This window comes from Aminobacter sp. MSH1 (genome assembly GCF_003071665.1).
In the GTDB taxonomy this organism is placed as follows: domain Bacteria; phylum Pseudomonadota; class Alphaproteobacteria; order Rhizobiales; family Rhizobiaceae; genus Aminobacter; species Aminobacter niigataensis.
In genome coordinates this window covers 4,106,612-4,118,929 of the sequence record NZ_CP026265.1, presented here as the reverse complement: position 1 = coordinate 4,118,929, position 12,318 = coordinate 4,106,612, and the positions used below count along the sequence as shown (strand labels likewise).

Annotated in this window: 7 protein-coding genes; 5 read left to right on the top strand and 2 right to left on the bottom strand. The window is 63.4% G+C overall.

Annotated features, from left to right (window positions below; translation table 11 throughout):
- Positions 1–96 precede the first annotated feature (96 nt).
- Positions 97–1,314 (top strand): ROK family transcriptional regulator, encoded by a 1,218-nt coding sequence (locus CO731_RS20315; RefSeq protein WP_108609951.1) that lies wholly within the window; start codon positions 97–99, stop codon positions 1,312–1,314.
- A gap of 102 nt (positions 1,315–1,416) precedes the next feature.
- Here CO731_RS20315 and CO731_RS20310 read toward each other — a convergent pair whose 3' ends face one another.
- Positions 1,417–4,044: a DNA translocase FtsK gene (locus tag CO731_RS20310; RefSeq protein ID WP_108608570.1), complete on the bottom strand. Its 2,628-nt coding sequence runs from the start codon at positions 4,042–4,044 to the stop codon at positions 1,417–1,419.
- Between the two features lie 272 nt (positions 4,045–4,316).
- On the opposite strand from CO731_RS20310, the gene CO731_RS20305 reads away from it, so the two are divergent.
- The gene (locus CO731_RS20305) at positions 4,317–5,351 is read left to right on the top strand and encodes a hypothetical protein (RefSeq protein ID WP_108608569.1); all 1,035 of its coding nucleotides are present in this window, start codon (positions 4,317–4,319) and stop codon (positions 5,349–5,351) included.
- Between the two features lie 9 nt (positions 5,352–5,360).
- On the opposite strand, the gene CO731_RS20300 is transcribed toward CO731_RS20305, so the two are convergent.
- On the bottom strand, positions 5,361–6,443 hold the full coding sequence (locus tag CO731_RS20300) for a GNAT family N-acetyltransferase (protein WP_108608568.1): 1,083 nt from the start codon (positions 6,441–6,443) through the stop codon (positions 5,361–5,363).
- Positions 6,444–6,951: 508 nt separating this feature from the next.
- Here CO731_RS20300 and CO731_RS20295 point away from each other — a divergent pair.
- The 3 genes from CO731_RS20295 to CO731_RS20285 are packed head-to-tail and all read left to right on the top strand — an operon-like array spanning position 6,952 to position 12,157.
- On the top strand, positions 6,952–7,797 hold the full coding sequence (locus CO731_RS20295; protein WP_108608567.1) for a glycoside hydrolase family 16 protein: 846 nt from the start codon (positions 6,952–6,954) through the stop codon (positions 7,795–7,797).
- Positions 7,794–10,262, top strand: coding sequence for a phosphotransferase (locus CO731_RS20290; RefSeq protein WP_108608566.1), 2,469 nt, complete (start codon positions 7,794–7,796; stop codon positions 10,260–10,262). The genes CO731_RS20295 and CO731_RS20290 overlap by 4 nt, the downstream gene beginning before the upstream one ends.
- Entirely contained in the window at positions 10,259–12,157 is a 1,899-nt protein-coding gene (locus CO731_RS20285; RefSeq protein WP_108608565.1) for a hypothetical protein, read from the top strand. The genes CO731_RS20290 and CO731_RS20285 overlap by 4 nt, the downstream gene beginning before the upstream one ends.
- Positions 12,158–12,318 lie beyond the last annotated feature (161 nt).

Here is a 12,318-nt window from a genome sequence, read left to right as displayed (position 1 = left end):
CTTCATTCCCCGGAACTCTCACGGTTCCTTATTAAGTCAACTGACTTGACTTATTACTTCTGCAATTATCTATTGGAGTCAAGAGGGGAAACAGTGGTGAACGATATCAGGCCGATCCGAGCCACCAGCGGCACCAACCAGGAAGGCGCGAGCGCGCACAACCGCCGCGTCATGATCGACGCGTTGCGGCTCAATGGAGCTCTGTCGCGTGCCGACCTGGCTCGGGCGACGCAACTCACCAAGCAGGCCGTGTCCAACATCATCGACGAGCTCGAGCGCGACGGCTTCGTGGTGCCTCTGGAGGCGGTGAGAAAGGGCAGGGGGCAGCCGTCGACGCCCTACAGGCTCGTGCCGGAAGGCGCATTCGCCATCGGCCTCCAGATCGACCGCCACCTGACCCGCGCGGTTGCGGTCGATCTCGTCGGCACCGTCCTGGTCCGTTCAGAGGCGAACCTGCCACCCGACGATCCCGCGGGCGGTGTCAGGGTTATTCTCGGCCTGATCGAAGGCATCCGGACCGAGCTTTCGCGCATCTCGGCACAGTCGGAAAAGCGCCTTGTCGGCCTCGGCGTCGCCATGCCGGGCCCGTTCGGGCTGGCAGAGTTCGGCGACAACAAATGGATGATGCCGGCCTGGCAGAAATTTCCGCTGCTCGGGACGCTTGCCGCCGGCACGGGGCTGGAGGTCGGCCTGCAGAACGACGCCGCCGCCTGTGCCACGGCCGAGCGCATGGTGGGGGCGGCACATGGCGTCGACCACGCCGTCTGCCTCTATGTCGGCTACGGCATCGGCGCCGGCCTCATCCTCAATGGCGAACTGTACCGCGGCGGCAATGGCAATGCCGGCGAGATCGGCATGGCACTGCTGTCGCCGCGTGGCGCTGACGGCACGGTCCTTGAACACCGTGCGTCGCTCGCCTCGCTTTATCAGCATCTGGATCTCGACCCCTCCGATGCCGGCATTTACGAACATGTCGATACCCTCGCCATGGCCGGGGACCCGGAGCTGCTGGGCTGGGTGGATGCCGCCGCCCAGGACCTGCGCTGGAGCGTGCAACTCATCGAAACGCTTTTCGATCCGCAGACGGTCATCTTGACCAGTGGCGCGCCCGAGGCGCTGGCCCGCCTCATCTTGCAGGCAATGCATCCACTGCTGCAGTCGATCGCTGCCCGGCCGGATCGAATCTTGCCGCGCCTGCAACTAGGCATCACCGACCCGTGGTCGATCGCGCTCGGGGCCGCTTCGGAGCCGATCAGCCGGGCGTTCGATCCGCGCTTTTCGGCGATCCTGAAGAACCGGGTCGGCGCAGGGTAGATCATCGGGAGCACACTCCCGCCTTGCCAATCAATAAGAAGTGCCCATGGCGGGGACCGCCTTGGGCACGTTTACCTGAAGCTCCACGCCTAGCGGCGGCTGTCAATCCACCTCGTCAGGCGCGTTTACCGGCTCGCGCCTGCCGAGCATGATCTCGCGCTTGCCGACATGGTTGGGCGCACCGACGATGCCTTCTTTTTCCATGCGCTCGACCAGCGAGGCGGCGCGGTTGTAGCCGATGCCGAGCCGGCGCTGGATGTAGGAGGTCGAGCACTTCTTGTCGCGCAGCACCACCTTGACCGCCTCGTCGTAGATGTTGTCGCCGTCCTCGGCAGCGACCGATCCCTTGTCGAAGACGGGGCTGTCGTCGGCTTCCGGCACCTCGTCTTCCTCGTCCGCGGTAACCGTCTCAAGATACTCGGGCCGTCCCTGCGACTTGAGATGGGCTACGACCTGCTCGACCTCGGCGTCGGAGACGAACGGGCCGTGGACACGGGCGATGCGGCCGCCGCCGGCCATGTGCAGCATGTCGCCCTGGCCGAGCAGTTGCTCGGCGCCCTGTTCGCCAAGGATGGTGCGGCTGTCGATCTTCGACGTCACCTGGAACGAGATGCGGGTCGGGAAGTTGGCCTTGATGGTGCCGGTGATGACGTCGACCGATGGGCGCTGGGTCGCCATGATCAGGTGGATGCCGGCGGCGCGCGCCATCTGGGCGAGGCGCTGGATGGCGCCCTCGATCTCCTTGCCCGCGACCATCATCAGGTCGGCCATCTCGTCGACGATAACGACGATGTAGGGCATCGGCGCGAGGTCGATCTCCTGCTCCTCGAACAGCGGAGCGCCGGTGCCCTTTTCGAAGCCGGTCTGCACCTGCATCACCACGGTCTCGCCCTTGTCGCGGGCGACCGCTGCGCGCTGGTTGTAGCCGTCGATGTTGCGCACGCCGAGCCGCGCCATCTTGCGATAGCGGTCCTCCATCTCGCGCACCGCCCATTTCAAAGCGGTGACCGCTTTCTTGGGGTCGGTGACGACGGGGGTCAGGAGGTGCGGGATACCGTCATAGACCGATAGCTCCAGCATCTTGGGGTCGACCATGATAAGGCGGCATTCCTCCGGCTTCAGCCGGTAGAGCAGCGACAGGATCATGGTGTTGATGGCGACCGACTTGCCCGAGCCGGTGGTGCCAGCGACGAGCAGGTGGGGCATCTTGGCGAGTTCGGCGATCACAGGCTCGCCACCTATCGTCTTGCCCAGGCAGAGCGCCAGCTTGCAGCTGGTATTGCGGAAGTCGCCGGACTCGATCAACTCGCGGAAATAGACGGTCTCGCGCGTCTCGTTGGGCAGCTCGATGCCGATGACGTTGCGGCCGGGCACGACGGCGACGCGCGCCGAGATCGCCGACATGGAGCGGGCGATGTCGTCGGCGAGGCCGATGACACGGGAGGATTTGACGCCCGGCGCCGGCTCGAATTCGTAGAGGGTGACGACCGGCCCCGGGCGGACATGGATGATCTCGCCGCGCACGCCGAAATCCTCGAGGACGCTTTCCAGAAGGTCGGCATTCTGCTCCAGCCGCTCCTGCGACATGTAGAAGCCCTGGCCCTCTGGCGGCTGCTGCAACAGCTCCTCGGAGGGAAGCTCGTAAGCCTCGCCCGCCCCGGAATGAATGAGGGCAGTGATTGGAGGCAGGGGCGAGACCGGTCGCGCCACCGGAACCGGCATGGTGATTTCCACGCTTTTGGCCGCCGGCGCCGGAACCGCATCGTTTGCTGCGACGAGTGGTGCGATGGCTGGTTCCTGCGGCATCGGCTTGGCCGTTGGAGCCTCGCTGGCTTCGGCCTTGTTTGCTGCTACGGCGGCCTTCTCGCTTGCGGCAGTCGGGGCGGCAGCTGTCTGCGCCTTTGACGGGCGCTCGATGACGCGGAAGAGCGAGGTGACATCGACCGTAGGCGCCGAACGGACGTCTACGCGCCTGACGGCAGTTGGAGCTGGTGCAATCGGGGCCGCCACGGCCGGCGCCACGCGAGTCGGGGCAGGTTGCGAAGGCACGGCGCCCTTCGTGCTCTCGACCACGTAGGGCGCCATGAACTCGAAGAAGGCATGGTCGGAAAGATACGACCAGCGGGTCTCCTTACGGTTGGCTGTCTCGTTCGGCGCGTCGGTATGCCGGGAAACTGCTTGCCGGGCAGCAGCGCTCCCCGTAGCGGCCGCAGCCGGAGCCGCCGATTGCAGAACCTGCGCTTTTTCCACGACACGCTGCAGCGGACCGGGCGCCATGGCCGGCGACGGCTGTGTCTTGTTGCCGGACGTTGGCTGCGCGGTGATCCGATTGTTCACCTGTGACTGGCTGGCTGAATATGCCTGGGAGACCATGGGTGCAGCGGCTTCGATTGCCGCCTGCTGCGCCGAGCTCTTGTCCTCCGTCGTGCCTTCGACATCGTTCTCGCTATCTCGTGGCGAACGTTTCGCCGCCTCGTAGTCGGGCGTACGAGTGAAGCGCACATTAGGTGCCAGGAAGAAATAATCTTGCCAAGCGGGGCCTTCCATTCCGCTGAGTTTTGGAGAGGCATTGCCGGCCGGGGTGTTGCCCCTGGGCTTCATGTAGGACTGCTCGTTGCCATAGAGATTGACGACGCGACCGGAATAACCGGCGGCGTCCCCCGGCTGCTCGGAGCTGTCGGGCGAGGTTGGGTTCGAAGGATTGGTTCGAGGATAACGCGTGTATGCCATACTCAAGACTCGCCGATGAAACGTACCCCCGAGCAATAGGAAGCGAGTGGTTAACAGTTCCTTCCCGCCGGGCTCTGCTTTTGCCGCAGCGGGGTCCGTGTGGCGGATAGGAGACGCTCTCTTCGCCGCCCGATTGCGAAGCAGGATGCAGTGTGGCTCGAGGATGGTGCCATTCCCTGCAACATGGAATCTGGTCGGGGCTATTTTCACTCCAGGAAGGTGGGGTGTATGAATGAGGTGTGACAGCGAGAGACATGCCAAGAGCAAGGTCATTGCCGGCCATCGTCCTGATGGCTTGCGCGGCAATTCTGTCGTGGCTGGCCGGAATTGGTTTTGCTGCCGACTTTCCGGCAATCGCGCTTGAGTCGACCTCGAATGCCGATCTAGACAAGGCCTTGCGGGCGAGCCTGAACGCGCCGGAACTGGAGCGGTCGAGGGCAGGCACTGATCAGCAGGGCTCCTGGAAGCCGCTTGTCGAAGCCGAGCGCCACCGTCTGGAAGAACTGATGCGGGGCCGAGGCTATCGCGACGCACGCATCGACGTCTCCGGCTATTCGCAAGATGACGCGCCGCCAAAGGTCATGTTCAAGCCGCACCCCGGCCCGCTCTACCGTGTCGGCATGATCGAGGTCGATGGTGTCGGCGGCCTTTCGCAGGCGGTCCGCGACGACCTTTCACGGCAGTTGGCCACCGCCACCGGCGAGCCGGTCAGTGGCAAGGTTCTGGCGACCCTGGAGGATGAGATACTTTGGCGCGTTCGCAGCGCTTCGTACCCTTTTGTCCACATCGCCGATCGCCAAATGCAGTCGATGCCGGGCAGGCACCTGGCGATGGTTCGCATGACAGTCGATCCCGGCGCGGTGGCCACATTCGGTACCGTCACCTACAGCGGGCTCGTTGTCCTCAAGGAACAGGATTTGATCCGCCTGCAGCCATTCAAGCCCGGCGATGCCTATGATCCGCTGGTGCTGGATCGTTTTCGCGATGCGCTGATCGCTCATCCCTCGATCAGGACCGCAAGGGTACTGAGCGCCGACGGCGTTGACGGCAACGGCCAAGTGCAGCTCAAGGCCGAGATCGGCGAGGAACAGTTGCGAGTTGGCGACGCTGCTGGCGGCTATCCCAACGGTGTCCTTGCCGTGGCATCCGCCATCGCGGTGCTTGCCTTTCGCCAGATATCGGTCGCGAGCTTGCGGCCCGGTCGCACGCATTGGCCCTGGTGGCTCGAGGCTGCGGCCATGGTGCTGCTCGCAGCGGCCTTCTTTTTCGGCGCGCAGCGACTGGTGTTGCTGGCGGTGCCGGGATGATGCGTTTCTTCAGGTATCCTTGAAGCCGATCATCCATTTCGCTGCCCTTCGCAGCTGACCGTCCGCAGCCGTTATCGGCAGCTTCTCCAGGAAATACTCCGCATGCGGGTGGGGAGTGGCGCCAAATCGTTGCTTGTAGTGTGCAAGAGAGGTGGAAGCGCCGGTCTCGCCGAAATGATAATACCGGCATCCGCTGCGACAGGCTTCCTCGATCGACAGTTTCTGGATCAGGTCGTTGGCGCCGGACGTGCCGAGCGCCTGGCGGTCTATGGCGCCGCGGGCGTCGTTGACGTTACCGTATTGAAGCACGAATGCGGCAGCTGCCGGCTTACCCTCCACCCACGCGATCCAGACGTGGCATGCCTCGCCGAAGTGCCTGGCAATCGAACTGAACTTGATCATCGGGTCGCGTCGGCCTCCGCGCAGGTTTGCGAGCAGCCGTGGCTCGTGCTGCTTGTCGGCCCATCGGTTGAAGGATGAGCGAAGCAACTGATGGAACACCGGCACCAGTCTTCCGGTGGTATCGCGTTCGACGACGATGCTGGTGCGTTCGGCTTTGCGGACGCGTGTACGTGTCGTCTTCTTGAAACGCCTCGACCATACCTCCTCGAATCCGCCACTCAGGTCGAGTACGTGGGCAAGGCCCGGTACGACGGTGACAGACGAGGGCGCCGCGGCCGACCACAGATGGGCGTGGCGCGGGTTGGGCCGCACTGCAATCCTGAGATAGGGCAGGCCGGCCAGATCTTCGAAAATGGCGCGCAGGTGCTCTACCCGGGGTGGAGCCGAAGAGATGACCCCGCCGCGGCCCCAGGCATAGGGCATCGACTCTGCCACCGACAGCCGTTCCGGCAATCCCCTGCGACTGACCATCGGCAGGATGTATTGGTGGCCGCCGTCGAAGCGATAGGCGCGGCTCGCATCCTTGTGCTTGCCGAGTGCGCAAAGACTGTCGAGCCAGGCCGGCGATTGATAGGGAAGGGCTTCGTGATCGAGCAGCATCAGGCGCCGCCAGACTTCGCGCGGCGCAGGGCTTTGCACGACGAACCCGCGCGATTGCGCGACTGCCGCGGCGAGCGGGTTCTCGGTCATCGTGAAATCAATCGGGTCCGTGAACCCCTCCCGTTTTGCCGGCCAATGTCACAGGTTCTGCAAAACTGCACTATCGCGCGGGTGAAAGTTACTTTCACAGTTTCGTGTTTATCAAGAAGCGTCGACAATCTGAGTTGATAGAGATTTTCTATCAGTAACTTATTATTTGATCGCCACGATATGGATTATAGTCTGTAAATTCAGCGTGTAAGTAAATCATTCGATCTATTGTAAGAGCATAGAGATAGTTCGGCTGCTCAAAATGACGTGATCGTTTTCGGTTTCGGTGACCTTGGCATGTGCGCCGGAACGCCGGTGTCATTTACCGCGGGAGGCGAAATTGCTTGACGAACCGTACCCCGGTCGGTCCTAGTTAACAGATCGTAAGCGTCGAACTGCCTGTCACCGTTGGCAAATGCGCGCGATCCATCTTGCGGAACCACGCAGGTAACCGCAGTCTGGTATGTTCTACGGCGGGCCAATGTAATCGGACCTATTGGGTTGTTGCATGGGTATGGGATCTTGGGGTGCGGCGCTGGTAGGGCTGGCGTGCGTCGGGTGGTTCACGCAGGCGGGTGCTTTCGCTCAAGAGCTCGAGCCGCCGCTCATCAAGGGGCAATGGGAACGAATCTTCACCGAGGAGTTCAACCGGCCAATGCTCGACCGCAGCAAATGGACCCGCTGCTACTGGTGGGACAAGGGCGGCTGCACCAACCTCGCCAACAAGGAACTGCAGTGGTACATGCCCGACAACGTCAGTGTTGCCGACGGCCACCTGCGCCTGACGGCACGGCCTGAGAAAGTCGCCGGCCATGAGGGCCGAACCTTCAACTACACTTCCGGCATGGTGACGACGGGACGAGATTATCTCGAGCGGGCGCGGCCCGACCGTTTTGCCACGAAATACGGCTACTTCGAAATCCGGGCCAAGGTACCGCGCGGCAAGGGCCTGTGGCCGGCCATCTGGCTGCTGCCGTCGACGCAGGAACCGCGTCCGGAGATCGACATTCTCGAAGTGCTCGGCCACGCGACCAGCACTTATGAGATGCACCTGCACTATCTCGATAAGCAGAAGAACTGGAAGAGCGCTGGCAAGAATGCCAGGACGGTCGACCTTGCCGACAACTGGCACGTCTATGGCCTGGAGTGGCGGAAGGACGCCGTCATCTGGTATCTCGATGGCAAGGAGATGTGGCGCTACACCAATCCGGAGGGCATTTCCCAGGAGCCGATGTACCTGCTCATCAACCTGGCGGTGGGCGGGAATTGGCCAGGCTCGCCCGATGCCAGGACGGAGTTCCCGGCCGATTTCCTGATCGACTATGTCCGTGTCTGGCGGCGGGTGGGTGAATGACCGCCCACCCGCCCAGCCTGCGGCATCCTGGACCGGCACAGATGCCGGTCAGCGGCAGGCGTGGACGGGGCTGGAAATCGCTTGTGCCGTCGGGATTGATGGCGTCGTCGCTGCTGCGCAACGGCTACGCGCTCATAGCCAACAGCGGGTTGAGCGCCGTGCTGGGCTTGGCATTCTGGTTTTTGGCGGCCCGCTATTGCTCGCAGGAGGCGATTGGTCTCGGTGGTGCGATCACGGCGACCATCGTCAACCTCTCCAACGCCGCCCAGCTCAATTTCGGCAACCTGCTGGTCCGCTTTGTTCCGACCATAGGGGGGCGTGCCGGAAGGCTGATCCTGTTTGCCTATGCGACATCGGTGGTTGCCTCGGTGATCGTGGCGGCAGGCTTCCTTTTGGTCGTTGGCGCATTCATGCCGAAGCTTGGCGTGCTGACAGAAAGCGCCGGCGTCATTGCATGGTTCGTGGTGACGGTCGCCATATGGTCGGTCTTTGCGCTGCAAGACAGCGCGCTGTCGGGCCTGCGGCAGTCGATATGGGTTCCGGTCTCCAAGACGATCTATCAGGTCGTCAAGATCGCGATGCTGGTGCCGCTCGCGCTCGTCGGGCTCGGCTGGGAGGCGATAGCGCTGTCGTGGACGGCACCGGTCGTGGTCTTTGTCCTGGCCGTCAATCTGCTGATCTTCAGACGTCTTTTGCCAAAGGCCGAACCAGGGGATCTGCACCTGCTCGACCGCCGCGCCATGGCCCGCTTCTTCGGCTGGGACTATATCGGGTCGGTGTCGATGATGGTGGCCTGGACTGCGACACCCCTGATCGTGCTCAACTTTGTCGGTGCTGCCGAGAGCGCCAGCTTCTTCGTCGCGTGGACGATCTTCACGTCCCTCTATTACGTCGGCAGTTCGATGGGGCTTTCGCTGCTCGCCGAAGGGGCCAGCGACAGCGGCCGGCTGCGCTCGCTCGCCGCGGATGCCGCCGTCATGTCGGTGCTGCCGCTGCTCGGCCTCGTGGTGCTGATGCTGGTATTCGCGCACCCGGTCATGTCGGTGTTCGGCGCTGCCTATGCCGCCGAAGGTGCGTCCATTCTGCGCGTCCTTACGATCACCAGCGTCATCTCCGCCGCACTGTCGATCTACCTCTCGATCGCCCGCACCAAGGGGTGGATGCGGTCGGTGGCTGCCGTCGAGGTTTCGTTGATGGTGCTGGCGCTCGGCGCCGGTGCCGTCCTCGTCCCTCTTCAGGGGCCGATCGGTATGGCCCATGCGTGGCTGCTGGCTATGCTGGCGGTCACATGCGGGGTTGGCGTGCTCGCCCTTGTCACCAATCGCCGCCACAGCGTGCACGACTGGGGCATGGCAGTGGCGGCATCGCTGAAGAGGCTGTCGTCGCAATTCCTGCCCTTCGGGCGCCCCCCTGAACCGGCGCTTCCCGTCGAAGCGGACCTTCGTCCAATACTGGCGTTCACCGCCAGGCCTGATGCGTCGAACTGGCGGGCTCTCGCTGCAGAGCCAGGGCCTGAAGGGACGAGCGTCATCTACCTCGGCGATCACGCGGCCGATGGGGCGGTCGTGCACGAGACAGAGACCAAGGCCATACTTCGCAGCGGACACGATCCCATTGCAGCTGCCTATCTCGAGCGGATGATCGACAATCTCGACCTGCTGCAGGCTGACCCGCGGTTTGAAGGGCTCTCGAAGGTGCTGCCCTCCCGGTTGGCGGTCAGGCGGACAGAGGGCGGTGTCGACTGCATCGAGACAGTGGTTGAAGGGGAGGATGGGCGCGCCTTGCTGCGAAATCCGGCACAACTGCAATCCGGGCTGGTGGCTGCTGGCCGCGCCGCAACGCTCGTGCATGGTTGGACGGCGTCGCAACGCAGCATTGACGAGGTCTGGTTCCGGGAATGGGTTGAGCGCCCCGCAGCACAGTTGCTGCATCTGCCGGGCTCGATGATGTCGTCCGCCAGGCGAAAGCAGGCGCTCGACATATTCGTGGCGGAGCAACGCAGGTACTGGTTGGGCCGAGACGAGCGTCTCGGCTGGTGCCACGGCGACCTGCAATTGCGCAACCTCCGCTTTGCCAGGGCTGGCGGCGATATCGTCTCCCTCGCGAGCATCCTGGAGTGGGGCAATGCCCGATCCAATGCTCCGGACGGCTTCGATGCGTGTGGGCTGGCAATCGCCATGCGCATGACCGCTTCGGCGGAGCCACTCGGCGCTGTCGTCTCAGATCTCCTGTGGGTCCCGGAATGGCATGCTGATGAACGGACCTGGCTTGCCGCCGGCACTGGCGACGACCACCATTGGAGCGACGACGCCGGTGCGACTCGCGCAATGGTCTCTCTGGTGTGGCTCCACCAGGTCAGCGAGCGGATGCGGCACCCCGATCCGGAGGGCATCGGCCGGCTCTGGATGGCTTCCAATGTCGATCGCGTGCTGCGTATCGTATCCTCCAATGGAGGCTCGATATGAATGTGATCGTCACCGAGTCTCGTCTCGCGCTTGCCAGGCCGGTAATCGGCCAGCCGCTTGCCGTAAGGGATGACCGGGCTTTGGGCCGCTCGGCCGTTCTATCCCTAGGTTGCCTCGGGCTGGCGTTCGCGCTTTGGGTGGTCAGCCTGTATCTCACCGACCCCGCAGGTGTGGACGACTACGGCCTGTTTTCGGTTATGCCCCTCACCATCTGGGCGGCATACGCTGCGGTTGGCGTCGGCTTCGCGCTCAGTCTGAGGCGTGGCGTATGCGAGACCCGCATTCCGCTGCTGCACATCGCCATGCTGGTCTTGCTGCTGCATGGCACGCCCGCGATCGTCTACGATACCTTGCGTTATGCCTGGGCCTGGAAGCATGTCGGGGTTGTCGACTACGTGCAGCGGCATGGCCAGATCGACCCGACGGCCCCCTTCCTGGCAGCCTACAGCAACTGGCCTGGGCTGTTCGTCGTCAGCGCCGCAATCGCCAACCTGTTCGACATCAGGCCGATCCAACTCGCCAACATCGCGCGGTTTTCGCCGCCGGTGCTCAATTTCCTCTACATCCTCGTGCTGCCGCTCATCTATCGCCGCTTCACTGCCGACCCCAGGCTTGTCTGGGGTGCTGTCTGGCTCTTCGCTGTCGGAAACTGGATCGGCCAGGACTACTACTCGCCGCAGGGCGTAGCCTTCCTTTTCTACTTGATGCTCATCGCGCTGTGTGTCGGCCCGCTTCGCATCGAGCATAGCTGGGGCGATCCCGACGGTCGTGGTCTCGCCGGGCTCGCCGGTCGCTATTTCGCCCTGGTTTCGCGCGGCCAGCCCTTGATGACGCTTGGGGTCGCGCCGCATGTACGCGTGCTGGCCTCGGTGCTGGCCATGGTGCTGATTGCCGCCATCGTGGCGACCCACCCTCTGACGCCCATGGTGGTCATGGTGGCACTAGGCGGCCTGTGGTTCCTGGGACAGCTCAGTTTGGGCTATCTGGTTTTTGCCGTTCTGGTCGAGGCCGCCTGGCTGCTGTTCTACGCCGACGGCTACATGGCGACAGTCTTGCCGGAACTGGTCCAGCGCTTCGGCAATACATCGACCGAGATTGGCGAACGCCTGGTCGACACCTCCATCGTAAGCCCTGGACAGGTGGTGGTTTCATGGGCATCGCGCGCGCTGACGGGCATCATCGCGCTGGCCGCGATGCTTGGCGGATTGCGGCGGCTCGTGGCGGGCTTCCGCGACGGGCCGGCGGTCGTGCTGACGCTTGCCCCTGCTTTCCTGTTGGTCGCGACGTCTTATGGCGGCGAGATCGCCTTCCGCGTCTACCTGTTTGCCCTGCCTTTCCTTGCATTTTTCGCTGCGGCCTTGTTTTTCCCTTGGTCGGGTACGCAGCGTGATGCGATCGCGCGCTATGCCCTGGGAACGCTGGGCGCAGTTCTGTCGGTGGCCTTCGTCCTCGCCAACAACGGCAAGGACAGGCAGTACAGCTTCACCCAGGCCGAGGTTGAGGCATCGCAATGGCTTTATGCCAATGCGCCGGCCGGTTCTATCCTGGTCGAGGGCGCGCCCAACTACCCCCAGCAGTTCATGAATTACGAGAATTTCACCTATGTGCCGATCTCGACCGAGAGCAAGCAGTCAATCGCCGCGGTACTCGCCGACCCCGCGGCGGAGCTGTCGGGTTGGCTGCGCGGCCGGCCGCCGGGCACGGCTTTCGTCATCATCACCCGAAGCCAGAAGGCCTACATCGACGACCTCGGGGTCATGCCGAAAGGCTCGCTTGACGCCATCGAAACAGCATTGCGGGCCTCGGCGCGGTTCCGGTTGGTGAGGGCGACAGCAGACGCCAGTGTCTTCGTTCCGGATGATGCAGGCATAAGGATGGGCGAATGGGTCAAGTAGGACCGTGCCGCCTTTGGTGCCGTACCTTGGAAAGCCAGCCTGCGCGGACAGGCGCGGCTGACACTGCAGGTCGAAATTGTTCTTGCCGGGAAAGTGCAATGATTGTTTCATATTAGCGTTGCTGCATTTGCTTGAATGCAGTCATCGCGCTGTCGGGAGCT